Annotated in this window: 28 protein-coding genes; 16 read left to right on the top strand and 12 right to left on the bottom strand. The window is 66.4% G+C overall.

The genetic code is table 11. The features are described 5' to 3' along the window. Positions 1-113 precede the first annotated feature (113 nt). The 4 genes from moaE to ACOAPY_RS16375 form a co-directional block, all read right to left on the bottom strand. Positions 114-569 (bottom strand): molybdopterin synthase catalytic subunit MoaE, encoded by a 456-nt coding sequence (moaE, locus tag ACOAPY_RS16360; RefSeq protein ID WP_465154021.1) that lies wholly within the window; start codon positions 567-569, stop codon positions 114-116. 1 nt (position 570) lies between these two features. Then, positions 571-816: a MoaD/ThiS family protein gene (locus ACOAPY_RS16365; protein ID WP_076425522.1), complete on the bottom strand. Its 246-nt coding sequence runs from the start codon at positions 814-816 to the stop codon at positions 571-573. Next, positions 813-1,304 (bottom strand): cyclic pyranopterin monophosphate synthase MoaC, encoded by a 492-nt coding sequence (gene moaC, locus ACOAPY_RS16370; protein ID WP_465154022.1) that lies wholly within the window; start codon positions 1,302-1,304, stop codon positions 813-815. Before moaC ends, ACOAPY_RS16365 begins: the two co-directional genes overlap by 4 nt. A gap of 100 nt (positions 1,305-1,404) precedes the next feature. Further along, positions 1,405-2,796 carry a PhoH family protein gene (locus tag ACOAPY_RS16375; protein WP_021701142.1) on the bottom strand — a complete coding sequence of 464 codons (1,392 nt, stop codon included), beginning with the start codon at positions 2,794-2,796 and terminating at the stop codon, positions 1,405-1,407. 360 nt (positions 2,797-3,156) lie between these two features. On the opposite strand from ACOAPY_RS16375, the gene yaaA reads away from it, so the two are divergent. The 5 genes from yaaA (at position 3,157) to ACOAPY_RS16400 (ending at position 7,038) form a co-directional block, all read left to right on the top strand. Next, complete coding sequence (gene yaaA, locus ACOAPY_RS16380) at positions 3,157-3,936, top strand: peroxide stress protein YaaA (protein WP_465154023.1); 780 nt, start codon at positions 3,157-3,159, stop codon at positions 3,934-3,936. Positions 3,937-4,007: 71 nt separating this feature from the next. Continuing rightward, positions 4,008-4,838 (top strand): SDR family oxidoreductase, encoded by an 831-nt coding sequence (locus tag ACOAPY_RS16385; RefSeq protein WP_465154024.1) that lies wholly within the window; start codon positions 4,008-4,010, stop codon positions 4,836-4,838. Between the two features lie 10 nt (positions 4,839-4,848). After that, a complete protein-coding gene (locus ACOAPY_RS16390) occupies positions 4,849-5,220 on the top strand; it encodes a hypothetical protein (RefSeq protein WP_465154025.1) in 372 nt (123 codons plus the stop codon). Further along, a complete protein-coding gene (locus ACOAPY_RS16395) occupies positions 5,220-5,852 on the top strand; it encodes a 2'-5' RNA ligase family protein (protein WP_465154026.1) in 633 nt (210 codons plus the stop codon). Before ACOAPY_RS16390 ends, ACOAPY_RS16395 begins: the two co-directional genes overlap by 1 nt. Before the next feature lie 25 nt (positions 5,853-5,877). Next, entirely contained in the window at positions 5,878-7,038 is a 1,161-nt protein-coding gene (locus ACOAPY_RS16400) for an AAA family ATPase (protein ID WP_465154027.1), read from the top strand. On the opposite strand, the gene ACOAPY_RS16405 is transcribed toward ACOAPY_RS16400, so the two are convergent. Then, entirely contained in the window at positions 7,035-7,937 is a 903-nt protein-coding gene (locus ACOAPY_RS16405) for a DMT family transporter (protein WP_465154028.1), read from the bottom strand. The two genes, ACOAPY_RS16400 and ACOAPY_RS16405, sit on opposite strands and share 4 nt — an antisense overlap. A gap of 143 nt (positions 7,938-8,080) precedes the next feature. Here ACOAPY_RS16405 and ACOAPY_RS16410 point away from each other — a divergent pair, with 143 nt between their 5' ends. Further along, positions 8,081-8,956, top strand: coding sequence for a helix-turn-helix domain-containing protein (locus ACOAPY_RS16410; RefSeq protein WP_465154029.1), 876 nt, complete (start codon positions 8,081-8,083; stop codon positions 8,954-8,956). 66 nt (positions 8,957-9,022) lie between these two features. Here ACOAPY_RS16410 and ACOAPY_RS16415 read toward each other — a convergent pair whose 3' ends face one another. Beyond that, positions 9,023-9,454, bottom strand: a complete 432-nt coding sequence (locus ACOAPY_RS16415; protein WP_143479575.1) for a phosphate-starvation-inducible protein PsiE — start codon at positions 9,452-9,454, stop codon at positions 9,023-9,025. Positions 9,455-9,651: 197 nt separating this feature from the next. Here ACOAPY_RS16415 and ACOAPY_RS16420 point away from each other — a divergent pair, with 197 nt between their 5' ends. Continuing rightward, positions 9,652-9,912, top strand: coding sequence for a YebG family protein (locus ACOAPY_RS16420; RefSeq protein WP_076425542.1), 261 nt, complete (start codon positions 9,652-9,654; stop codon positions 9,910-9,912). A 162-nt stretch (positions 9,913-10,074) separates the two neighbouring features. On the opposite strand, the gene ACOAPY_RS16425 is transcribed toward ACOAPY_RS16420, so the two are convergent. Continuing rightward, the gene (locus tag ACOAPY_RS16425) at positions 10,075-11,100 is read right to left on the bottom strand and encodes a Leu/Phe/Val dehydrogenase (RefSeq protein WP_465154030.1); all 1,026 of its coding nucleotides are present in this window, start codon (positions 11,098-11,100) and stop codon (positions 10,075-10,077) included. Between the two features lie 55 nt (positions 11,101-11,155). Continuing rightward, a complete protein-coding gene (locus ACOAPY_RS16430) occupies positions 11,156-12,145 on the bottom strand; it encodes an NAD-dependent epimerase/dehydratase family protein (RefSeq protein ID WP_465154031.1) in 990 nt (329 codons plus the stop codon). Between the two features lie 203 nt (positions 12,146-12,348). Here ACOAPY_RS16430 and ACOAPY_RS16435 point away from each other — a divergent pair, with 203 nt between their 5' ends. After that, the gene (locus ACOAPY_RS16435; RefSeq protein ID WP_465154032.1) at positions 12,349-14,307 is read left to right on the top strand and encodes a methyl-accepting chemotaxis protein; all 1,959 of its coding nucleotides are present in this window, start codon (positions 12,349-12,351) and stop codon (positions 14,305-14,307) included. 215 nt (positions 14,308-14,522) lie between these two features. On the opposite strand, the gene ACOAPY_RS16440 is transcribed toward ACOAPY_RS16435, so the two are convergent. Then, positions 14,523-15,407, bottom strand: a complete 885-nt coding sequence (locus tag ACOAPY_RS16440; protein ID WP_465154033.1) for a LysR family transcriptional regulator ArgP — start codon at positions 15,405-15,407, stop codon at positions 14,523-14,525. A gap of 95 nt (positions 15,408-15,502) precedes the next feature. On the opposite strand from ACOAPY_RS16440, the gene ACOAPY_RS16445 reads away from it, so the two are divergent. From ACOAPY_RS16445 to ACOAPY_RS16475, 7 genes are all read left to right on the top strand, one after another. Then, complete coding sequence (locus ACOAPY_RS16445) at positions 15,503-15,904, top strand: ACT domain-containing protein (protein ID WP_465154034.1); 402 nt, start codon at positions 15,503-15,505, stop codon at positions 15,902-15,904. A gap of 1 nt (position 15,905) precedes the next feature. Then, complete coding sequence (locus ACOAPY_RS16450) at positions 15,906-16,514, top strand: LysE/ArgO family amino acid transporter (RefSeq protein WP_465154035.1); 609 nt, start codon at positions 15,906-15,908, stop codon at positions 16,512-16,514. 58 nt (positions 16,515-16,572) lie between these two features. Beyond that, on the top strand, positions 16,573-17,415 hold the full coding sequence (locus ACOAPY_RS16455; protein ID WP_465154036.1) for an EamA family transporter: 843 nt from the start codon (positions 16,573-16,575) through the stop codon (positions 17,413-17,415). Between the two features lie 179 nt (positions 17,416-17,594). After that, on the top strand, positions 17,595-18,176 hold the full coding sequence (gene sodB, locus ACOAPY_RS16460; RefSeq protein WP_021701119.1) for a superoxide dismutase [Fe]: 582 nt from the start codon (positions 17,595-17,597) through the stop codon (positions 18,174-18,176). 224 nt (positions 18,177-18,400) lie between these two features. Further along, a complete protein-coding gene (locus ACOAPY_RS16465; protein WP_465154037.1) occupies positions 18,401-20,464 on the top strand; it encodes a putative bifunctional diguanylate cyclase/phosphodiesterase in 2,064 nt (687 codons plus the stop codon). A gap of 47 nt (positions 20,465-20,511) precedes the next feature. After that, positions 20,512-21,252: a substrate-binding periplasmic protein gene (locus tag ACOAPY_RS16470; RefSeq protein ID WP_465154038.1), complete on the top strand. Its 741-nt coding sequence runs from the start codon at positions 20,512-20,514 to the stop codon at positions 21,250-21,252. Between the two features lie 89 nt (positions 21,253-21,341). Next, on the top strand, positions 21,342-21,683 hold the full coding sequence (locus tag ACOAPY_RS16475; protein WP_076425563.1) for a zinc ribbon domain-containing protein YjdM: 342 nt from the start codon (positions 21,342-21,344) through the stop codon (positions 21,681-21,683). Positions 21,684-21,719: 36 nt separating this feature from the next. Here ACOAPY_RS16475 and ACOAPY_RS16480 read toward each other — a convergent pair whose 3' ends face one another. Continuing rightward, positions 21,720-22,016 (bottom strand): hypothetical protein, encoded by a 297-nt coding sequence (locus ACOAPY_RS16480; protein WP_076579761.1) that lies wholly within the window; start codon positions 22,014-22,016, stop codon positions 21,720-21,722. A 137-nt stretch (positions 22,017-22,153) separates the two neighbouring features. Between ACOAPY_RS16480 and ACOAPY_RS16485 the strand changes: the two genes are divergently transcribed. Continuing rightward, the gene (locus ACOAPY_RS16485) at positions 22,154-22,879 is read left to right on the top strand and encodes a substrate-binding periplasmic protein (RefSeq protein ID WP_465154039.1); all 726 of its coding nucleotides are present in this window, start codon (positions 22,154-22,156) and stop codon (positions 22,877-22,879) included. 51 nt (positions 22,880-22,930) lie between these two features. Here the strand turns inward: ACOAPY_RS16485 and ACOAPY_RS16490 are convergent, their stop codons facing one another. Next, positions 22,931-23,488, bottom strand: a complete 558-nt coding sequence (locus tag ACOAPY_RS16490) for a hypothetical protein (RefSeq protein WP_465154040.1) — start codon at positions 23,486-23,488, stop codon at positions 22,931-22,933. Between the two features lie 148 nt (positions 23,489-23,636). Beyond that, on the bottom strand, positions 23,637-24,353 hold the full coding sequence (locus tag ACOAPY_RS16495) for a hypothetical protein (RefSeq protein ID WP_076579765.1): 717 nt from the start codon (positions 24,351-24,353) through the stop codon (positions 23,637-23,639). Between the last annotated feature and the right edge of the window lie 148 nt (positions 24,354-24,501).

Consider the following 24,501-nt stretch of genomic DNA (forward strand, 5'->3'; position numbering starts at 1 on the left):
CCGAACAGGCCACAATTTATACTTATAAGTCCACTCTGGACTTTTACGTACAAATCGTCAACCGCCTGTCACATCACCCGCGCACGGCGCGCGATCGCCCAAAACGTCTGGGTTCAAGAGCGTGACCAGCGCGCCGCGGCGTGCTGGTCGCTGTCACGGCCCTCGACCCAGCGTGCGCCTTGCGGGGTGTCTTCCTTCTTCCAGAACGGCGCGCGGGTCTTCAGGTAGTCCATGATGAAGTTGCAGGCGTCGAACGCCGCCTGGCGATGGGCACTGGCAATACCGACGAAGACGATGGGTTCACCCGGTTGCAGCCGGCCGACCCGGTGCAGCACCTCCACCCGCAGCAGCGGCCAGCGCTGCTCGGCCTCACCGACGATGCCGGCCAGGGCCTTTTCGGTCATGCCCGGGTAGTGTTCGAGGAACAGGCCATGCACGTCCTGCCCGTCGTTGTAGTCGCGCACGTAGCCGACGAAGGTGGCTACCGCGCCGATGCCCAGGTTGGCAGCGTGCAGCGCGTTGAGCTCGAAGCCCGGATCGAAGGCCTCGACCTGTACCCGGACAGCCACCCTAACCTCCCGTTACGGTCGGGAAGAAAGCGATCTCGTCACCGTCGGCGATTTCGGTGTCCAGGCTGCACAGTTCCTGGTTGCGCGCGCACATCAGGTTCTGCTCGGCCAGCACCTGCCACACGCCGCCACGGCTCTGCAGATGCTCGCGCAGCTGTTCCAGGTTGCTCAGCGCGGCACGCTGCAATTGCTCGCCCTCGATGCCCAACACCTCTCGGTAACGGGCGAAATACTGTACGCGGATCATGTCAGGCTCCCTGCCTCGTGATAGTCCAGATGGTAATCGCCGCTCTTGCCGCCGGACTTCTCCAGCAGGCGCACGGCCTCGATGCAGATGCCGCGGTCCACGGCCTTGCACATGTCGTAAATAGTCAGCGCGGCGACACTGGCGGCGGTCAGCGCCTCCATCTCCACGCCGGTCTGCCCGGCCAGCTTGCAGCGCGCGACGATGCGCACGCAGTCGATACCTTCGGCCTGCAGCTCGACCTTGACGCTGGTGAGCATGAGCGGATGGCACAGCGGGATCAGATCGGAGGTCTTCTTCGCCGCCTGGATGCCGGCGATGCGCGCCACGGCGAACACGTCGCCCTTGGGATGGCTGCCATCGGCAATCATCGCCAGGGTGGCGGGCAGCATGCGCACGCGGGCTTCGGCCACGGCCACGCGGGAGGTCACCGCCTTGTCGGTGACATCCACCATGTTGGCGCGGCCTTGGGAATCGAGATGGGTCAGCACGGTCTGGCTCCGGGGTAGATGCGCGCATTGTAACGCCGCCGCTACGCCGCGCGCGCGCCCGCGCCGCTCCTCCGGTCGGAGGAGCGGGCGGCTGCCGCGTTTACATGTGTGCTTCGGCGTACTCGGCCAGCACCGAGCGCGGCACCCCTTGCAGGGTGATGTGCACGCCGTGCTCGAAGTCCTTGAAGCGCTCGGTGAGGTAGGTCAGGCCCGAGCTGGTGGCGGACAGGTAAGGCGTATCGATCTGCGCCAGGTTGCCCAGGCAGATCACCTTGGAGCCGCTGCCGGCACGGGTGATGATGGTTTTCATCTGGTGCGGGGTGAGGTTCTGGCACTCGTCGATCAGGATCAGGCTGTGCTGGAAGCTGCGCCCGCGGATGTAGTTGAGCGACTTAAACTGCAGCGGCACCTTCTGCAGGATGTAGTCGACGCTGCCGTGGGTGCTCTCGTCGTCCGAGTGCAGCGCCTCCAGGTTGTCGGTGATGGCGCCCAGCCAGGGTTCCATCTTCTCCGCCTCGGTACCGGGCAGAAAGCCGATGTCCTCGTCGAGGCCCTGCACGCTGCGGGTGGCGATAATGCGCCGATAGCGTTTGCTGACCATGGTCTGCTCGATGGCCGCGGCCAGCGCTAGGATGGTCTTGCCCGAGCCGGCGGCACCGGACAGGTTGACCAGGTGGATGTCCGGGTCGAGCAGCGCGTACAGCGCCAGCGACTGGTACAGGTCGCGCGGGCGCAGGCCCCAGGCTTCCTGATGCAGCAAGGGTTCCTGATGCAGGTCGAGGATGGTCAGGCTGCTGCCCTGGATGCCCTTGACCCAGCCGACGAAGCCCTGCTCATCGACGATGAACTCGTTGATGTGCACCGCCGGCAGGTTGTCGGTGAGCTGCACCTGGTGCCAGGTGCGGCCGTGGCCCTGGCGCGTCTCGACCTTGGCGACGCGGTCCCAGAAGGAGCCGGAGAGGTTGTGGTAGCCGCGCGACAGCAGGTTGACGTCGTCCACCAGCTGGTCGGTGTGGTAGTCCTCGGCGGAGATGCCGCAGGCGCGCGCCTTCAGGCGCATGTTGATGTCCTTGGTCACCAGCACCACGGGCGAGCCGCTGCGCCGGCTCTGCAGTTCCACCAGCTGGTTGATGATCTTGTTGTCGTTGAGGTGCTCGGGCAGCCAGGTGATGGGCTCCGCGCGCTTGCTCATGAGAATCGACAGGGTGCCCTTGGGCTCGTTCTTGCCGCGGCGAATCGGCACCCCCTGCTCCACCTCCTCGGGGCTGGCCTCGCCCAGCGTCTGGTCGATCAGGCGGATGGCCTGGCGGCATTCGGCGGCGACCGTGTGCTTGCCGGTCTTGAGCTTGTCCAGCTCCTCCAGCACGGTCATGGGGATGGCGACGTGGTGTTCCTGGAAATTCAGCAGCGCGTTGGGATCGTGGATCAGGACGTTGGTGTCGAGGACGTAGAGGGTGGGCTGGGTGGAGCGGGTGCGTCCGTGATCATCCATACTCGGTCACCTTATCGAGGGGCCTGGACGACGGAGTCTCTACAGCGCTCCGCCGCGGAGGACCGCCCACCTCCCGAACGGTGCGGGATTCGCCAGCAAAGGTGATGGCCGATGGCCGCCACCTGTGCTGCAGGGTTCGGCGGTCTGCTTTTTTAATACCCCAATCTGGATGACAGAAAAAAGAACTTTTTCTGCCTCACGACGCTTTTTTATCGGCTCGACGAATAACGCTTGGCGCCCTCCACCTGCACCGTTACATTCGGAAGTCCTGCCTCCCCGTCGCCACCCTATGAACGCCATAGCTGGAGCCCTGCCGGGCATCCGGCCTAGAATCGCGCCACGCTTTCTGGAGACGATTCGATGCTGTTGGTGATTTCCCCCGCCAAGACCCTGGACTACGACACCCCGCCGGCCACCGCGCGCTTCACCCAGCCGCAACACCTGGACCATGCCCAGGAGCTGATCGGCCAGCTGCGCCAGATGAGCCCGCAACAGATCGGCGAGCTGATGCACCTGTCGGACAAGCTCGCCGCGCTCAACGTGGCGCGTTACGGCAGCTGGCAACCGGACTTCACGCCGGCCAACGCCAAGCAGGCGCTGCTGGCGTTCAAAGGTGACGTCTATACCGGCCTGGCCGCCGAGGACTTCAGCGAAGAGGACTTCGACTTTGCGCAGGCGCACCTGCGCATGCTCTCCGGCCTGTATGGCGTAATGCGCCCGCTGGACCTGATGCAGCCCTACCGCCTGGAGATGGGCACCAAGCTGGCCAATGCCCGCGGCGCCAACCTCTACGAATTCTGGGGCGAACGCATCAGCGGCTGGCTGAACGAGGCGCTGGCCGCCCAGGGCGACGACATCCTGCTCAACCTGGCGTCCAACGAATACTTCGGCGCGGTCAAGCGCAAGGCCCTGAACGCCCGGATCATCGACACCGAGTTCAAGGACCTGAAGAACGGCCAGTACAAGATCATCAGCTTCTACGCCAAGAAGGCCCGCGGCCTGATGGCGCGCTACGTGATCAAGGAGCGCATCCGCGATCCCGAGCAGCTCAAGGCCTTCGATTACCAGGGCTACCGCTACAGCGCCGAACAGTCGAAGCCGGACAGCCTGGTGTTCCTGCGCGATCATGCAGAAGACTGATCAGCCGGCACGCCGGCGCCGCGACTGGTTATGATCGGCACTCTCCTTCACGCGCCAGACAAGGAACGCCCATGACCCAGCCCGTCGTCCTGATCACCGGTTGCTCCAGCGGCATCGGCCGCGCCCTCGCCGATGCCTTCAAGGGCGCCGGCTACCGGGTGTTCGCCGCCGCGCGCAAGGGTGCCGACCTGGAGACACTGAACGCCGCCGGCTTCACCGCGGTGAAGCTGGACGTCAACGATGCCGAGGATATCGCCCGCGCCAGCGAGCGGGTGAAGGCCGAGGCCGGGCGCCTCGACGTGCTGATCAACAACGCCGGTTACGGTGCCATGGGCCCGCTGCTCGACGGCGGCGCGGCGGGCATGCGCCAACAGTTCGAGACCAACGTGTTCAGCCTGGTCGAGCTGACCCGCGCCTGCTTCCCGCTGCTGCGCGCCAGCCGTGGCCTGGTGATCAACATCGGCAGCATCTCCAGCGTCCTGATCACCCCCTTCGCCGGCGCCTACTGCGCCTCCAAGGCCGCCGTGCACGCGCTGTCCGGCGCCCTGCGCATGGAGCTGGCACCCTTCGGCATTCAGGTGATGGAGGTGCAGCCGGGGGCCATCGCGTCCAGCTTCGGCGCCAACGCCAGCCACAGCGCCGAGCAGCTGGTCAGCGAGCAGTCGCCCTGGTGGCCGGTGCGCGAAGGCATTCGCGCCCGCGCCAATGCCTCGCAGGAAAAACCCACGCCGGCCAGCCAGTTCGCCGCCACCCTGCTGGCTGCCGTGGCCCGGGCCGAACGCCCGGCCCTGCTGCGTATCGGCAACGGCAGCCGCCGCCTGCCGCTGCTCCAGCAGTTGCTGCCGCGCCGGCTGATGGAGCGCATGCTGAGCAAGCGCTTCGGCCTCGATACCCCTCTGTGAGCGGACGGCCATGACACGTCGCTTTCCCCTCTACGGCTACGTGCTCGCCACGGTCGCCATCGCCTTCGCCAGCAACGTGCTGCTGCGCGTACCGCTGAAGATCGGCGGCCTGCCGGCTACGCTGATCGCCGCCACTCTGAGCGCCTTCGCCCTGCGCGGCCTGTTCGTCTGGCTGGAGCAGCGCCCGCTGCAGATCGCCGAGCGCTGGGCGCTGACGGCTCTGTACGGCGCCGCGCTGGGGGCGATCTACCTGCTGATCTTCGCCCTGATGTGGCTGAAGGACGAGCCGGGCGACATGGGCCAGCTGCTGTTCTTCTTCCACTACCTCTGCTACCCGACGGCCCTGGCGCTGGTCCTGCACCTGGGGCGCCGCGGCGACTGATGCGCTTCTCCGACGTCGCGCGGGCGCCCGCCGCCACCTTGCCCTGCACGCTGCGCGACCACCCGGACTGGCACCGCGGCCGCGCACGCTACTGGCTGTGGTCGATCCCGGTGGACTGCCCGGCGGTGCTGCAACGCCTGCAGGCGGCGCGTAGCTGCCTGGGTGACTGGCTGCATGCGCCTGGCGCGCGCCAGGCGCACATCACCCTGTTCGTCTGTGGCTTCGCCACCCCGCAGCCCGTGCACAACGACGATATCGCGCCCGCAGTGCTGGACGCCCAATGTCGCGCCCTAGCGGCGCTGCGCCAGCCGGCATTCGAGCTGCACATCGGCGACCTCGACAGCTTCACCAGCGCCGCCTTCCTCGCGGTGCAGGAACACGGCCACCTCGACCGACTGCGCGGCACACTGGCCGACCTCGCGCCGGAAGTGCGCCAGGCCCCCTATGCGCCGCACCTGACCGTGGGCCTGTACCGCCGCGCGGTGGCACGCGCGACCTGGCAGCAGCACACCCGCGCGCTGCGCGACTGCCCGCCGCTGGCGCTGCCGGTACGCGAGCTGCAGCTGCTCAGCTACGCCGCCAGCGAACCCCAGGGGGCGCTGCGTATCGAGGCACGAGTCGCGCTAGCATAGGCCGCCTCAGGTCAGGACGACTCTCATGCTGCATACCCTCGCCGTCGGCAACTACCGCTCCATCAACAACCTGGTGATGCCGCTCGGCCGGCTGAACCTGATCACTGGCGCCAACGGCAGCGGCAAGTCCAACCTGTACCGCGCCCTGCGCCTGCTGGCCGAAACGGCGCGTGGCGGGGTGATCAACGCGCTGGCCCGCGACGGCGGCCTGGAGTCGACCATCTGGGCCGGGCCAGAGCAGATCAGCCGACGTATGCGCAATGGCGAGGTGCCGGTCCAGGGCGGCCCGCGCAGCGAGGTGGTGCGCCTGCGCCTGGGCTTCGCCGGCGAGGACTTCGGCTACGCAATCTCCCTGGGCCTGCCGACACCCTCGCACTCGGCCTTCGCCCTCGACCCGGAGATCAAGCGCGAGTGCATCTGGGCCGGGCCCTGCTACCGCCCGGCAGCCCTGCTGGTGGACCGCGAAGGCCCCATGGTGCGCCAGCGCGAGGGGCGCAGCTGGCAGGTGCTGGCCCAGCACCTGCCGAGCTACGACAGCCTGTTCGACCAGATCGGCAACGACCCCGGCTGTCCCGAGGTATTCCAGCTGCGCGAGACCATCCGCCGCTGGCGCTTCTACGACCACTTCCGCACCGACGCCGAGGCGCCGGCACGCCAGCCACAGCTCGGCACCCGCACGCCGGTGCTGCACCACGATGGCCGCGACCTGGCCGCCGCGCTGCAGACCATCCGCGAGATCGGCGACCGCCAGGCGCTGGAGCGTGCCATCGCCGATGCCTTCCCCGGCTCGGAGCTGGGCATCGACTGCCAGCCGGGCGGGCGCTTCAGCGTCGCCCTGCGCCAGGAGGGACTGCTGCGCCCGCTGTCGGCCGCCGAGCTGTCCGACGGCACCCTGCGCTACCTGCTGCTGGTAGCCGCCCTGCTCACTCCACGGCCACCGTCACTGATGGTGCTCAACGAACCCGAGACCAGCCTGCACCCCGACCTGCTGCCGGCGCTGGCCCGGCTAATCATCGAGGCCTCGCGGCATACCCAGGTGTGGGTGGTGTCGCACGCCAGCCGACTGATCGCCGCGCTGGAGCAGCACCCGGAGTGCCACTCCATCGTCCTCGACAAGAGCCTGGGGCAGACCGCCATCCAGGGCCAGGGCATGCTCGACGCGCCGCCCTGGCACTGGCCGGACTAGGCGCGCCCCGGCGCGGCGACAGGCGCCACCGGCTTCGCCTGGCGGAATACCAGTACGTTGCCGAGCATCACCAGGCCCAGGCCGAGCAGCGCCGGCAGCGTCCACTGGTAGCCCTCGACGAACACCGAGATGTTCAGCGCCACCACCGGGAACAGCACGGTGCAGTAGGCCGCGCGCTCCGGCCCCATGCGCCCGACCAGCGTCAGGTAGGCGGTGAAGCCGATCACCGAGCCGGGAATCGCCAGGTACAGCAGCGAGCCGATGTAGCGCGTATTGGCCTCGAACGTGAACGGCACACCGCTGACCAGGCAGTAAGCCAGCAGCAGCAAGGCGCCGTAGAACATGCCCCAGGCGTTGGTGGTCAGCGGCCTGAGGCCGGCCTGCTGCTGCAGGCTGGACAGCAGGTTACCGGCGGAGAAGCACAGGGTGCCGAGCACGGCCAAGCCGATGCCCAGCAGCGTCTCGCGGCTGGCCTCGTGGTGCGCCAGTTCCGGCCAGAACAGCAGGCCCAGGCCGAGCAACCCCAGGGCGCCGCCGGCCAGCACGTTGGCGGCGATCCGCCGGCCCATGAAGACGCGCGCATTGAGCGCATTCCACAGCGTGGCGGTGGAGAAGATCACCGCCACCAGGCCGCTGGGGATCCACTGGCTGGCCGTGTAGAAGCACATGAAGTTGACGCAGAACAGGCACAGCCCCTGCGCCAGGCACAGCAGCTGGCCGCGCCGGTCGAGCGGCTGCAGACGGCGGCTGAGCAGGAGGATGGCGAACAGCACGGCGGCGGCCAGGCTGAAGCGGTAGGCGATCGACAGCGGGATGGCTACCTCACCCAGTTGCAGCTTGAGGGCGATCCAGGTGGTGCCCCAGATCAGGACGGTGAGCAGGTACAGCGACAGGTTCATGGCAGGGCTCCTTGACCCGGCCAGTCTCCGCCCCGGCCACGCCCGCGCGCTTGCACAAACTTGCGCTTATCTGTTGCCGCCCCCTGGCAGGCCGGTGTCGCAGGAGTAGGATGACAGCCATCCCTTCAGTCGATGTCCGTTCCATGGCCGCACTCGAACACAACCTGGTCTTCCAGTCGCTCAGCAGCTCGCCCCATGCGCGCCTGCTGCGCGGTGCCGAGCTGGGCGACGAGCTGGCCGCGGCGCTGTGGAGCAACCACCACGACGCCCGCGACTACCAGGGCCCCAGCCACCACACGCTGTCCTGCTACCTGGCCGGCGGCACCGGGACCTTCCGCCGCGAGCGCCCCGGCGCCAAAGGCGCGCCGGACAAGCTGTGCGTGCTGCCGGCCGGGCACGAGTCATCCTGGGTGATCAACGGCGACATCCGCCTGGCGCACCTGTATGTCAGCCCCGAGCGCTTCGCCGCCAGCGCCGTCGCCCTGCTCGACCGCGAGCCGCGCGAGCTGCAGCTGCGCGAAAGCACCTTCCTCGAAGACCCGCAGCTGGCTGCGCAATTCCGCCAGCTGGTAACGCTGAACTGGGACGAGCCGGGCGAACGCCTGCTGACCAGCAGCCTGGCCCACGCGATGATCGACCATGTGCTGCTGACCCAGGTCGGCCAGCGCCAGGGCCTGAAACTCAAGGGCGGCCTGGCACCGCACCTGCGCCGGCGCCTGGTGGACTACATCGAGCAGCACCTGGACCAGCCGCTGGCGCTCGGCGAGCTGGCACAGTTGGCGGCGCTGTCGGAATACCACTTCGCGCGCATGTTCAGCACCAGCTTCGGCCTGCCGCCGCACCGCTACGTGCTGCAACGGCGTCTGCGCCGGGCCCGCGAACTGCTGCTGCACAGTGACATGCCGCTCGGCGAGATCGCCCTGGCCTGCGGCTTCGCCAGCGCCAGCCACTTCAGCAATCGCTTCCGCCAGGCCTTCGGGGCCGCACCGGGTCTGCTGCGAGCAACGCGTCCATCTTGAGCACGCCACGGGCGGTAGCCGGCAACCTCGGTAGCCCCGAACCTGCCCGCAGCGTCCTGGCCCGCGTCAGCTATCGTCTCCGCGCGCAGGTGCCTGCACCGACGGGAAACGCGACGAGGCGAAACGCACCACCAGAATGGCCACGGCCAGCAACAGGATGGCACCGGACACATAGACCACCCCCATATCCGGACGGTGGTGGTGCGACACGTCCGAAATCAGCAGGCGCGTCAACGCGGTGATGGCCACGTAGATCAGGAAGCGCACCGGCATGTGATTGGTCTTGAAATAGATGCCCACCATGGCACCCAGCTCGAGGTAGATGAACAGCAGCAGAATGTCGTCTACCTCAACCTGCCCCTTCTCCAGCATGCCGAGGAAAGCCACCACCGATGCCCAGGCGGTGATACCGCCGATGGCAAACAGCGCCAGATAGTGAAAGGACTCGACCAGCAGGTTGCCAAAGGACTGGGCGATGGCATGCATGCCTGCGCGCATGGCTTCGATACGGGGGTAACTCACGGTGCTCTCCTGACAGTGGATTGCGGTCATGCTGGACCACTTGCATGACAACGGCTATGCAGGATGAGGGCCAGCCCGTGCACCTGCACTCGCTCGCCGGACTTGCCAGGCGACCGCCCGAGCAATTACTGTATATCCATACATACCAACCAGCTATGGGAATGAGGTGATGAATGGCCGTCGAAGTGGTGTACCGCAGCAGTCGCGATCCGGAGCGCCTGTTCATGGATAAGGCCGAAGCCGATCGCTATGACAAGATGCTGGAGCTGGCCGAGGCGCTGTCCGAGGCCCTGCACAAGGCGGTACCCTCGCTCAGCGAGGAGCAAGTGGAAGAGCTCGGCATCTTCATGGCCAAGAACCGCGATACCTTCGCCAAGGCCTTCAAGAACCAGCCTGACGCCCTGTCCGAGCTGGAGCAGAGCGAAAGCGACTGACAGAGGTCGCCGAATGATCTGCCCGGTTCAGCCTCGGCTGGTCATTCGGCGATTCATCCGGGCAATGCCCACGCCCTCCTCACACCCGCGCTAGCCGCTTGTCTCGACACTGCACCGGGCCAGATAGCGATCTTCGCCCGCCTGCTGGGCATGGTGTCGCCATTAACCGGCACCGTAGAGCAGGCGTTCGGCCAGCGTATCGGCCACCCGGGCCGGCGAACGCTTCTCGGCCTGGGCATGCGCATAGACCTCGGTCAGGCGCCGGCCGATCTGCGTCAGGTGGGCGGTGATGGCCGGCAGCTCCTCGCCCCGGTGCCTGAGGGCAACATAGATGAGGCCGCCGGAGTTGATCACGTAGTCCGGGGCGTAGAGGATGCCGCGCGCCTCCAGGGCATCGGCGATCTCGCTGCCGGCCAGCTGATTGTTGGCCGAGCCGGCTACCGCGGCGCAATGCAGCTCGCCCACCGTCTGCGCATTGAGCACGCCGCCCAGGCCACAGGGCGCGAGGATGTCGCAGGGGGTCGCCAGCAGCGCCTCGCTGCTCACCGGGTGGGCACCAAGCTGTTCGACCGCCAGCTGCACGCGCCCGGGGTCGAGGTCGCTGACGAACAGCTCGACGCCAGCCGCAGCCAGCTGCTCGGCCAGGGCGAAACCGACGTTGCCCAAGCCCTGCACGGCCACCCGCAGGCCTTGCAGATCGTCACTACCAAGCCGCGCCATGGCAGTGGCACGGATGCCGGCGAACACCCCCATGGCCGTATGCGGCGAGGGATCGCCAGCGGCCGTGGTGCTGGTGACATGCTGGGTCTGCTGGGCGATGCAGTCCATGTCGGCGCTGGAGGTGCCGCTGTCGACGGCGGTGATGTAGCGGCCGTTGAGCGACTCGATCATGCGGCCGAAGGCCTCGAACAGGGCGCCGCGATTGTCGACATGCGACGGGCGGATGATCACCGCCTTGCCGCCGCCCTGTGCCAGGCCGGCCAGCGCGGCCTTGTAGCTCATGCCCTGGGCCAGGCGGATGGCATCGCGGATGGCGCTGTCGTCGTCCGAGTAGGCCAGGTAGCGGCAGCCACCCAGCGCCGGACCGAGGCGAGTGCTGTGGATGGCGATGATGGCCTTGAGGCCGGTAGCAGGATCCTGGGCAAGGTGCAGCGCTTCGAGCCGGGCGCTCTCCATCACGGCGAACATGGCGGACTTCCTCGCTGGCTTTACCAGCCAGTATAGGTCGCCGTTGCAGGCAGGCTCAGCGACCCTGCACTTTCCACCAGGTGCAGAACTCCTCCAGCGCGGTCCAGATCGGCACCTGCGGGTCGTAGTCCAGGTACTGGCGGGCACGTGAGATGTCGAGGGAGAAATCGCGCCCCATCACCGCCACGCCGAGCCGGAACAGCGCCGGCTCCGGGCGCCCCGGCAGCAGTTTGCACACCGTCTCGTTGAGGGTCGCCGCGGCATAGGCCAGGCCGAACGGCATGTGCTTGCTCACCGGCGGCAGGCCGAACTGACGCAGCACGAAGTTGACCACATCCCACAGCGGTACCGGCGCGCCATTGCTGATGTTGTACACCTTGCCCAGCGCCGGACCGGCCGCCAGCAGGCTGCTGAACAGGGCATCGTTGAGATTCTGCATGCTGGTGAAGTCGACCTTATTCAGGCCGTCGCCGATCACCATCAGGCGGCCCTTCCGGCGCATCTCGATCAGCCGCGGGAAGATGCTGGTGTCACCGGCTCCGGTGACGAAGCGCGGACGCAGGGCGATCACCTCCAGGCCGAACTCCTGGGCCTCCATGACCTTCTGCTCGGCCAGGAACTTGGTGGCGCCGTAATGATCGACGAAGCGCTTCGGTACCTGCTCTTCGCGCAGGCCGACATGGGCCTTGCCATCGAAGTACACCGACGGCGAGGACAGATGCACCAGACGCCGCACCTGCTGGCCCAGGCAGCCCTCGATGACATTCTGGGTCACCACCACATTGGCCTGGTGAAAGTGCTGGTAAGTGCCCCAGGTGCCCACGGCGCCGGCACAGTGAACCACCATTTCCACATCGCGGCAGAGCTTGTGGACCAGGTCCGGGTCGCTCAGGTCGCCCTGGACGAATTCGGCCCCCCGCTTGGTCAGATGCTGCACCGCTTCGGGGCGGCGCCCGTTGACCCGCACCGTCAGGCCCTGTTCCAAGGCGAAACGGGCAAAGCGGCCACCAATGAAACCGCTCGCCCCCGTTACCAGAATCTTCATTGCGCGACTCCCCCAAATTCTTGTTGTGACTGCGACTCTAGCAGCAGGCAGCCCCCATGCCGCTTGCCGTAGCGGCCAAATGCACGTCCTTGCGGACGCGCACGGTTGACTATGCTGATAGTCGTAAAGCAATTTGCACGCTTCTTGCAGAATTTTTTACGCCCAAGAACCCTGTCACCCATCTACACGCGGAGTCTCAGGACATGCCGTTGCGCGTAAAACTCGCTGTCAGCTTTCTGCTGATCGGCCTAATTCCGGTGTTGGCCATGGCGGTCACGGTGTATCGCCAGGCCAGCCTGGCGCTTCAGGAACAGGCCCTGAATGCCCTGGAAGCCGTTGCAAATATCAAACAACAGCAACTGCAGGACAGTTGGCAAGCCCGCCACAACCAGCTCAGCACCCTGGCCAGCAATCTGGGCACCAGTTATGCCGGACTGGACGGCGTGGCCCTGGTCAGCACCGCCAACTATGACAAGCCGATCTTCGAAAACTTCGCCAAGACCTTCGGCTACAGCGAACTGAAACTGGTGAGCAAGGAGGGCCAGGTGCTGTTCAGCCTGCAGCGCGGCAGCGACTACCAGCAGAACCTGGGCGAGGCCGCCTGGCGTGATACCCCGCTCGGCCGCGTTGTGCGCGCCGGCCTGGACAGCGGCCGGGTACAGATCGGTGACCTCGCGGTGAGCCAAACCGGGGCCGAACCCAGCCAGTTTCTCGCCGCACCTGTCCTCGACGAGGGCGAACTGCAACTGCTGCTGGTCCTGGAGCTGCCGTTGGCCGAGCTGAACCGGGTAATGCAGGCTCGCCAGGGCCTGGGCGAGGCGGGAGAGACCTATCTGGTCGGCCCCGACGGCCACCTGCGTTCAGACTCGATACGCTTCGATGACCACACAGTGGCACGCGACGATAGCCGCACGGCTCCCCTTCCCGGAGCCGCCATCGCGCAAGCCCTGGCCGGACAGCAGGGCCGCGTTGCCGAAGCAGGGCTAAATGGCCAGGCCGCGCTCAAGGCCTTCGTGCCGCTGCAGCTGGATGATCAGCGTTGGGCGCTGATCGCGGAAATGGATCAGGACCAGGCCTTCGCCCCGGTACGCGCGCTGATGTGGCAGGTCCTGCTGCTGGTCGGCCTGACCATCGTCGGTGTGGCCATCGCCACCTGGCTGGTCAGCCGCAGCGTGATGCGGCCGCTGGGCGGCGAGCCGCGGCAGATGGCTGAACTGGCACGACGCCTGGCCGCCGGTGAACTGCGCCTGAGTGGCGACAGTACCGACCAGGCTGGCCTGATGCAGGCCCTGCACGAGATGGCACGCGCCTGGCGTGATGTGGTGCAGCGCCTGCGCCAGGCCAGCCAGGCGGTGGGCGATGCCAGTGGCGACATCCTCGGCGCCGCCGGCCAGACCAGCAGCAGCCTCGACCAGCAGCAGGAGGCGCTGGAGCTGGTGGTCAGCGCCGTCGACCAGATGGCCGCCACCGTGCAGGAAATCGCCAGCAGCGCCAGCCAGAGCGCCGACGGCAGCGCCGCCGCGCGCGAGGCCTTCACCACCGTACAGGGCAGCCTGCAGCGCATGATCGGCCAGCAGGACCAATTGCTCGCCGGCCTGCGCGAGGCCGACCAGGTGGTGCAGCACCTGGCCGGCGACAGCCAGCAGATCGGCAGCGTGCTGGCGGTGATCCGTGCCATCGCCGAACAGACCAACCTCCTCGCGCTCAACGCCGCCATCGAGGCAGCACGCGCCGGCGAGGCCGGGCGGGGTTTCGCCGTGGTCGCCGACGAGGTGCGCAACCTGGCGCAGAAGACCCGCCAGGCCACCGAGGAAATCGTCGCCATCGTCGAAGCGCTCGGACAGTCCTCCGACGAGGCGCAGATCCGGATGCAGGGTTCCAGCACCCAGGCACGTGCGCTGGAAGTGGAGACCCAGGCCGTGCTGGGCAACCTGAGCCAGCTCGACAACTCGCTGCAGGACGTCCACGCCCTGGCCTTCCAGATCGCCGCGGCGGCCGAGCAGCAGGCGGCCACTACTCAGGAGGTCACCCAGCACATGCACCGGCTCAACGACATGACCGCCGAGAACCGCCGCACCGCTGCGCACACCCGCGACTGCGGCGAACACTTGCGCAAGGTGGCCGGCAGCCAGGAGCGGCTGGTGGCGCAGTTCCAGCTCTAGACAGCTCGGCCAAACCTGCCGATGTAGCCGGATGCAATCCGGGGCGCTCCGTTCCCGGATTACATCCGGGCTACGACCTGACCTCCCCTCTCCCCCAGGGAGAGAGTCCAGGGCGGCCCGCATAGGGTGAGGGGTTTCCAGGCTGCACCGAGCCGCCTATAGCTCCCTCACCCCAAGCCTCTCCCAAAGGGAGAGGGAGCAGGCCATCCGCCCCCCTATACCAGCCACGCCTCCACGCCACGCTCCAGGTGACGGGTCAGGCTGGCCAGCAGCTCGCCGCCGTTGCGCCAGTGATGCCAGTACAGCGGCACGTCCAGCGGCCGCTCCGGCAGCAGCTCGACCAGTTCTCCGCTGGCCAGCTGCTGGCGAACCTGCAGCTCCGGCACCATGCCCCAGCCGAGCCCGGCACAGGCCAGACGCACGAAGCCTTCCGAGGAGGGGCACAGGTGGTGGGCGAAGCCGCCACCGACGCCGAGGCCGGCGAGGAAGCGGTGCTGCAGCTGGTCGTCCGCGCCGAACACGATCGACGGCACTCGCGCCAGCGCCGCGCCGTCGACACCCGCGGCGAAATGCCGGGCAACGAAGGCCGGGCTGGCCAGTGCACGATAGCGCATCGCCCCCAAAGGCAGAGCACGGGCACCGGCCACCGGGCGTTCGGCGGCGCACACGCAGCCAGCCACCTCGCCGGCGCGCATGCGTTTGAGGCCGACGTCCTGGTCATCCACCACATGGTCCAGCAGCAGACGGTGTTCGGCGACGAATTCGCCCATCAGCGGAGCCCACCAGGTGGCCAGGCTATCGGCATTCAAGGCGATGCGCAGGCGCTCGGCCGGCTGGTCCTCGGCCAGGGCCGGCACCTGGCCCTGCAGGTCGCGCTCCAGCAGGCGCACCTGCTGCACGTGGTTGAGCAGGCGCCGACCGATCTCGGTGGGGGCCGGCGGCGCGGCGCGCAGCAGCACCGGCTGGCCGACCCGTGCCTCGAGCAGCTTGATCCGCTGCGACACCGCCGACTGCGACAAACCAAGCAGCTGCGCCGCGCGCTCGAAGCCGCCCTGCTCCACCACGGCGGCCAGGGCCGCCAGCAGCTTGTAGTCGAACATAAGATTTCCTAATGAGAGATCAGCACGATTTGTTTTTCTTATACACAGGCAATCCCCAGACTGGCCAGCATCACAACCCCAACAAGGACTCCGCCATGACCGGCGAAACCAACCTGAGCCGCCTGCTCGCCAGCCTGTCGCCACGCCTCAACCCCGGCAGCTTCGTGTTCTGCAGCGTGTCACAGCCCACCGTGGTGCAGGTCGCCACCGCACTCGGCAGCTTCCGTGAAGCCGAAGGCACCACCCTGATCCTGGCCCGCGAGGAAGCCGAGCGCCTGGGCCTGGCCTACGACTACCTGGCCGCCTGGATCACCCTCGAGGTGCATTCCTCGCTGGCCGCTGTCGGCCTTACCGCCGCCTTCGCCAAGGCACTGGCCGGCGAGGGCATCAGCTGCAACGTGATCGCCGGCTTCCACCACGACCACCTGTTCGTCGCCGAGGCCGATGCCGAGCGCGCCCTGGCCAGGCTGCAGCGCCTGGCCGCAGAGGGCTGCTGAGATGTGGCAGAGCTACCTCAACGGCCTGCTGGTGGCGGCCGGCCTGATCATCGCCATCGGCGCGCAGAATGCCTTCGTCCTGGCCCAGAGCCTGCGCCGCGAACACCACCTGCCGGTGGCGGCACTGTGCGTATTGTGCGACGCGCTGCTGGTCGCCGCCGGGGTGTTCGGCCTGGCGGCGGTGCTGGCACAGAATCCGACACTGCTGGCTGTGGCGCGCTGGGGTGGCGCCGCCTTCCTGCTCTGGCTGGGCGTGCAGGCGCTGCGCCGGGCCATCCGGCCGCAGGCCCTGCAGCAGCAGGACAGCGGCCCGCGCTCGCGCCGTGCGGTGCTGCTCGCCGCTTTGGCGGTGACCCTGCTCAACCCGCACGTCTATCTGGATACCGTGCTGCTGATCGGCTCCCTCGGCGCCCAGCAGCCGGTGCCCGGCGCCTACGCCCTGGGCGCGGCCAGCGCCTCGCTGATCTGGTTCTTCACCCTGGCCCTGGGCGCCGCCTGGCTTGCACCCTGGCTGGCGCGCCCGGCCACCTGGCGCCTGCTCGACCTGGCGGTGGCGGCGATGATGTTCGCGGTGGCGGCGCAACTGGTGCTGCACGCCCCCGGCACATGACCGCGCAGGCGCCGCAGCGCTATGCTGCGGCGCTCTGAGCGGGGATAGGGAGCGGCGCGTGGATTCGACGGTATTTGTCCTGGTACTGGCCGCCGCCGCGCTGCATGCAGGCTGGAACGCCCTGCTGAAGATCGGCCTGGACCGCTACCTGACCGCCTCGCTGATCCAGATCGGCGCCGCCTGCGTGACCCTGCCCGCCCTGCCTTTCTTCAGCCTGCCGCAGCCCGTCGCCTGGCCTTTCATCGGCCTCTCCGCACTGCTCCACGTCGGCTACAACCTGTTCCTCACGCGCGCCTACCAGCACGGCGACCTGTCGCAAGTCTACCCCATCGCCCGGGGCAGTTCGCCGCTGCTGGTCGCCCTGCTGGCACTGCTGGCCGGCGACCTCTTGCAACCGGCGCAGTGGGCGGCGCTGCTGGTGCTGGTCGCCGGCATCTGGCTGATGGCCTGGCGCGGCGGCCACGCCCATGCCTCGCTCAACGGCCCGCTGCTGCTGAATGCCCTCGCCACCGCCGCCTGCATCGCCGGCTACACCCTGGCCGACGCCCTCGGCGCACGCAGCAATGGCGATGCGATCGGCTATGCGCTGTGGCTGTTCGTGGTCAACGGCCTGGTGGCGACGCTGCTGATCACCCTGCGCAGCGGTCCGCGCATCTTCCTCCGGCTCGGCCCGCACTGGCGCGGTGGCCTGGGCGGCGGTGCCATGTCGATGCTGGCCTACAGCCTGGTGATCTGGGCCACCACCCAGGCGCCGGTGGCCGCGGTCTCGGCGCTGCGCGAGAGCAGCGTGCTGTTCGCCCTGCTGATCGGCTGGCTGCTGCTCAGGGAGGCGATGCCGCCCATGCGCCTGCTCGCCTGTGCCGTGATCGCTCTCGGGGTGGTCCTCCTCAAGCTCGCCTGAAGCCTGCTGGCATAGGCTTTTCCACACAGTTGCTGCGTGGATAAGGCCGGGGTCGGGTGCTATGATCCCGGCCTCGCGGCACACTTAAAGAGTACAAACTCGTCGCCGCCCGTATTCCGGCCGCCCCGTGAACGGCCTGCGCTAGTCGCACATATCCCGACCTGATGAGGAGATAGACCATGGCTTTCGAATTGCCGCCGCTGCCGTACGAGAAGAACGCCCTCGAGCCGCACCTGTCCGCCGAGACCCTGGAGTTCCACCATGGCAAGCACCACAACGCCTACGTGGTGAACCTGAACAACCTGGTGCCGGGCACCGAGTTCGAAGGCAAGAGCCTGGAAGAGATCATCAAGACTTCCTCCGGTGGCGTGTTCAACAACGCCGCGCAGATCTGGAACCACACCTTCTACTGGAACTGCCTGTCGCCGAACGGCGGTGGCCAGCCGACCGGCGCCCTGGCTGACGCCATCAACGCCACCTTCGGTTCCTTCGACAAGTTCAAGGAAGAGTTCAGCAAGGTCTCCATCGGCACCTTCGGTTCCGGCTGGGGCTGGCTGGTGAAGAAGGCTGACGGCTCCCTGGCCCTGGCCAGCACCATCGGTGCCGGCTGCCCGCTGACCAGCGGCGACACCCCGCTGCTGACCTGCGACGTGTGGGAACACGCCTACTACATCGACTACCGCAACCTGCGTCCGAAGTATGTCGAGGCGTTCTGGAACCTGGTCAACTGGGACTTCGTGGCAAAGAACTTCGCCGCCTGAGTCGCCTGACCGTTCCACACAAAAGCCCGGCCCTGCGCCGGGCTTTTGCATTCATGCGACCGTCGGTCCGCCCGGGCAAACCAAATGCCCCAGCGCAGACACCGGCAATAGCGTCTGTGCTCAAAAAAATGCAGCGGTGACGTAATGGCCCTTTGACGGCTCACGCTCATTTGCCAATACTCACATCGGTCATATGCCTCCGGCGGCGAACAAGGAATACGCATTTGAAGCTGGACCTGAAAAACAGCCTGTCGCTAAAACTGCTACGTGTTGTCCTGCTGTCGGCATTGGTGGTCGGGGTAGTACTGAGTTGCGGGCAGATTGTCTTCGACATCTACAAGACACGGCAGGCCGTGGCCAACGACGCCCAGCGCATCCTTGGCATGTTCCGCGACCCCTCGACCCAGGCCGTCTACAGCCTTGATCGCGAGATGGGCATGCAGGTCATCGAAGGCCTTTTCCAGCATGAAGCCGTGCGCTACGCCGCCATCGGCCACCCCAACGAGCCGATGCTCGCCGAGCGCTCGCGCGAACTCACCCCCTCAGCCAGCCGCTGGATCACCGACCCGATTCTCGGCAAGGAACAGACCTTCACCACCCAACTGGTTGGCAAGGGCCCGTACAGCGAATACTACGGCGACCTGACCATTACCCTGGATACCGCCAGCTACGGCGAAAACTTCATCACCACCTCGGTGATCATCTTCGTCTCCGGCGTGCTGCGGGCCCTGGCCATGGCCCTGGTGCTTTACATGGTCTACCACTGGCTGCTGACCAAGCCACTGTCGAAGATCATCGAGTACCTCAGCGACATCAACCCGGACCGCCCCAGCGAGCACAAGCTGCCGATGCTCAAGGGCAACGAGAAGAACGAACTGGGGCTGTGGATCAACACCGCCAACGACCTGCTCGCTTCCATCGAACGCAACACCCACCTGCGCCGCGAGGCGGAAAACAGCCTGTTGCGCATGTCGCAGTACGACTTCCTCACCGGCCTGCCCAACCGCATGCAGTTGCAGCAGCAGCTCGACCAGATTCTCGAAGACGCCGGTCGCCTGCAGCGCCGAGTGGCCGTGCTGTGCGTCGGCCTGGACGACTTCAAGGGCATCAACGAACAGTTCAGCTACCAGACCGGCGACCAGCTGCTGCTGGCCCTGTCTGACCGTTTGCGCAGCCACAGTGGCCGTCTCGGCGCTCTGGCCCGCCTCGGCGGCGACCAGTTCGCCCTGGTCCAGGCCGACATCGAGCAGCCCTATGAAGCCGCCGAGCTGGCACAGAGCATCCTCGACAGCCTCGAAGCGCCCTTCGCCCTGGAACAGCAGGAAGTGCGCCTGCGCGCCACGATCGGCATCACCCTGTTCCCGGAAGACGGCGACAGCACCGAAAAGCTGCTGCAGAAAGCCGAACAGACCATGACCCTGGCCAAGAGCCGCTCGCGCAACCGCTACCAGTTCTATATCGCCAGCGTCGACAGCGAGATGCGCCGCCGTCGCGAGCTGGAGAAGGAGCTGCGCGAGGCCCTCAACCGCAACGAGATGCACCTGGTGTTCCAGCCGCAGATCGACTATGCCGACCACCGCGTGGTCGGCGTCGAGGCGCTGATTCGCTGGCAACACCCGCAACACGGCTTCGTACCGCCCGACCTGTTCATCCCGCTGGCCGAGCAGAACGGCACCATCATCGCCATCGGCGAATGGGTACTCGATCAGTCCCTGCGCCAGCTGCGCGAATGGCATGACCAGGGCTTCAGCGACTTGCGCATGGCAGTCAACCTGTCGACTGTTCAGCTGCACCATGCCGAGCTGCCGCGCATGGTCAGCAACCTGCTGCAGGTCTATCGCCTGCCGTCGCGCAGCCTTGAACTGGAAGTCACCGAAACCGGCCTAATGGAAGACATCAGCACCGCCGCCCAGCACCTGCTCAGCCTGCGCCGCGCGGGCGCGCTGATCGCCATCGACGATTTCGGTACCGGCTACTCCTCACTGAGTTACCTGAAGAGCCTGCCGCTGGACAAGATCAAGATCGACAAGAGCTTCGTCCAGGACCTGCTCGATGACGAGGACGATGCGACCATCGTTCGGGCCATCATCCAGCTCGGCAAGAGCCTGGGCATGCAGGTCATCGCCGAGGGCGTGGAGACGTCCGAGCAAGAGGCCTACATCATCGCCCAGGGCTGCAACGAGGGTCAGGGCTACCTGTACAGCAAGCCGCTGCCCGCCCGCGAACTGACGCTTTACCTCAAGCAGGCGCGCCGCCTGAGCAACGCCGGCAACCCCGCCACGCTGTGACACCAGGCCTACACTGCAATGGACTCCTCCCATTGCAGTGTTTAGCCATGCTCCGATCGATTTCCCTCCTCGTCCTTTGCCTGACCCTGCCAAACATGGCCATCCCCTGCCAGCTCAGGGTTGGCTGGGAGGAGTGGTTCCCGCTCATTCACCGTCAGGACGACCAACTCACCGGCAGCGAATATCAACTGATGCAGGAACTGGCCACTGCCGCCGGCTGCACCCTGATCTTCGTGGAAACGCCCTGGGTACGCGCACTGCAACTTCTCAAGAGTGGCCAGCTGGACATGCTCTACGGTGCCAGCCGCAGCGCCGAGCGCGAGGCCTATGCCCAGTTCAGCCAGCCGTATCGTTACGAGCAAATGGTACTGGTGGTAAGAGCTCCGCAGGAGCAGCCGCAGCAACCGATGCATGAGCTGTCACTGGCGGCTTGGCTGGCTGAACCACGGAGCAACGGCCAACGGCGCGTGCTCGGGCTGATCCGCGGCTTCAACTACGGCACCCTGGAACCACTGGTGCGTCCACAAGCTGCGCCAACCCGGCACCTGGAAGTACGCTGGGATCAGCAACTGCACCAATTGCTGGCGGCCCAGCGCATCGACGGCTACCTGGTGGAAATCAGCGTGGCTCAGGCCCAACAGGCCGTCGGGGGCCAACCGTTGCGCTTGAGGACTGTCAGCGAGCAGCCACACGAACCCATGTACCTGATGTTCTCCCGCGATGTGCCTCATCAGGTGGTCAAGGCATTCAACGAGGCCATCCTCGCGCGCACCCACCAGGCTCCCTGAGCGGCGTTGATGCGGCCCGGCAGCAAACACCCTCCCACCGCTAAAACCCTATACAATGCGCGCCTTTTCGCTCCGAACGAGGCACCACCATGAGCACCTTGCCCCCCTGTCCTAAGTGCAACTCCGAATACACCTACGAGGACGGCACCCAGCTGGTCTGCCCGGAGTGTGCCCACGAGTGGTCTCCGGGCGCGGCTGCCGAGGCTGGCGACGGCGAGCGGGTGATCAAGGATTCGGTGGGCAACGTACTGCAGGACGGCGACAGCGTCAGCGTGATCAAGGACCTCAAGGTCAAGGGTTCGTCGCTGGTGGTCAAGGTCGGCACCAAGGTGAAGAACATTCGCCTGTGCGACGGCGACCACGACATCGACTGCAAGATCGATGGCATCGGCGCGATGAAGCTGAAATCCGAGTTCGTACGCAAGGTCTGAAGCGAGACGGCCCGGCACAAGGCCGGGCCGCACGCCTTACTTCAGGTTGGCCTTCAGCCATTCGGCTTGGCTCTTGAGCACCTCCGGTACGCCACCGAAAGCCAGCCAGTTGCCTTGCCGGTACAAATAGCTGTTCTGGCCGTCGCCGTTTTTCCAGGTCAGCGACTGCAGGCTGCCGTCCATCGCGTAGTTCAGATGCAGATGCGGCTTGTCACTCCACGGTTCGTCAGCACCACGCGTGGAGAAATACAGGTCCGCCGGCAGCCCGGAATAGTGCTCGACCCAACCGGCCTGCTTGAGCTGCTCGATATTCTCTTTGCTGATATTGGGCATGATGACCTCCTCGTCATTACCGGCACCTCGCCGGTGTCGTCAGCAGAGTGCGGGCAGTCGCTGCACGATCGCAGAGGCAAATCCTTCCCGGGCCGCTAGGCTGAAAGAAACGGACGCCTACCGCCTGGGAGGTCCACATGCGCAGCCTGCCGCTTCTTCTCCTGGTACTGTTCAGCGCTCTTGCCACCGCCGAAACCTGGCGCGTGGTCGGCGACGAGCAGTTCGCCCCCTACAGCTTCGTGACCATCGACGACGACACCCCGCGCGGGGTGGATGTCGAACTGATCCAGGCGATCATGCAGGCGGGCGCCATCGACTACCAGCTGCGCCTCTACCCCTGGGAACGGGTCAAACGCATGCTCGATCGCGGCGAGGTGGAGATGGCCTTCCAGTTCGCCGGCACGCCCGAGCGCAAGGCCCAGTACGAACTGGCCGGGCCGATCCGCACCGGCTCCACTGTATTCATGACCAGCCACAAGATCAGCCTCAAGGACTGGAAGACCCTGGACGATTTCACCCCGTTCGTCATCGGGCAAGTACGCGGTTACGCCTACGAGTCCAACTTCGACAAGGCTGAACTGCGCCGTGATACCAGCGCGCAGAACCCACGCCAGCTGGTGTCCATGCTGCTGGCGGGGCGCATCGACATCATCGTCGGTGACCGCACCCAGCTGCTTTATTTCATACAGGAACAACGGGCCCACAGTAGCGTGCGCCTGCTGCCCACACCGCTGGTGGAAATGCCGCGCTATGTGGCCTTTGCCAAGGGTGACAGCCAGCGTGCCAGGCAGTTCGACGCGGCGCTGGACAAGGTGCGCGCCAGCGGTGAGCTGGAGAAGATACTGCGCAAGTGGGAGGAATAGGAGGCGACGCGCAGGAGCAAGGGTGAGGCAAGCCTCACCCTTGTCGATGGATCACTGACTCAGCGAAACCTGCTTGGCCTCGATGTTCAATTCGCTCAAGCGCTTGAGCAGCGCGGAGATGTTCTCGCGAGCGGAGCCTTCGTTGGCCAGGCGCAGGCGCTTCACGGCAATGAAAGCGTCGCCCACGCCGGCGGTGAACGGAGTACGCAGGGTCTCGCGCAGCAGTTCCTTGCCGGTGGCATTGTCCACCAGGGTGTACTCGACCTCGCTGGTCACTTCGAAGTCCAGCCCGAACATCGGCTGATCGACGCGGACGAGGTTGGCGCGCAGAGAGTAGGGCGCCTTGTCGCCAGCGCTCAACAGGCCTGCATTGCCGAGGGACTGTTGCAGCGCAGCCTGGAACTCCTGACCACCAATTTCGGAGGTCCACATCGGGTTGGTTTCCTGGCCACCCTTGACTTCGCTCAGCTGCAGGTTGTCCTGCAGAGCGGGGGCGTAACTATTGGCGCGAGCCTGGGTCTCGGCAACGGTCATGCCTTCGATCTTGGCAGAGGAAGCGCAGCCCGTGAGGATCAGGGAAAACAGCGAAAGGCAAAGCAAACGACGCATGGGGCAATCCTTTAGATGATGGTTGGTGCCGGGCGCAGCCCGGTGCGTCGGGACTACACGAGGCGCAAATCCACCACTTGCGTTCGTCCCTGAGCGCGGCGGCAGATTAGTGGCAAGTTGTCCATGCACTCAAGCAGAGACTGCCTGGTCACTGCACCGGCAGGAAGTTGAGGAACAACAGGCCGTGGGCGTAGTTCACCCCGATGCGCCGGTAGCGTTCCTCCAGCACGTGGGCGAGCAGATCAAGGCGCGCGGTCATCTTGCCGAACTCCACCGCATAGCTGAGGTTGCTCCCCTCGTTGGACAGCAGCAGCGGTTGCCCCTCGGCATCGCGGCGCTGGGCCAGCATCCAGGCCGCCTTCTCGACATTGCGCGAGGCGTTGAAGACAAACTGCGGGTCGAGCGAATCACTCAGGTAGAACTCGGTGCGCCCGCCATGCGCGGTCACCAGCATGCTGCCCAGGGCATAGACGAAGGCACCGACCCGGTCTCCCTGGAAGTCCGCGCTCAAGGCGTAGCTCAACGCCGCCACGTCGCGTCTGCCGCCCAGTTGCGGCAGTGGCTGGTTCAGTTCGATGGCCTGGTGAATGGCCTGTTCCGCCGCCTCCCGGCTGGGCAGGCCGGTCTTGCGCCATTCGCGGGGGTTGCGCTGATACAGCTTGCCCATCAGCTGATAGAGGCTGGACAGGTTATCGCGCATGGCCAGGGTCGCCATGCGGTCGACGTTGCTCTGCAACAGCTCGCCAGCCTGCGGCTCGCTGTTCTTGCTGACGATGGCCTCATGTTCCAGCCGCCCGGAGCAACCACCCAGCCCCAGTGCCAGCAGCACCAGGGCCGACGCGGCCGCTTGCGAGACTCTGTTCATCGGCTTGCCCCCGCACCAGTGAAGTCCCTTGGCAAGCAGTAAAGCTCAAAAGCTGCACATGCGCCGTGCGCCACGCCGCCATCAGGGAATGACTTCCGCCTGATGCCGCTGGCAGCCGGCCGCGCAGGATTGGCCCACCCCACTCAAG

It is taken from the genome of Pseudomonas stagnisoli (assembly GCF_048595745.1).
GTDB classification, from domain to species: Bacteria; Pseudomonadota; Gammaproteobacteria; order Pseudomonadales; family Pseudomonadaceae; genus Aquipseudomonas; species Aquipseudomonas alcaligenes_A.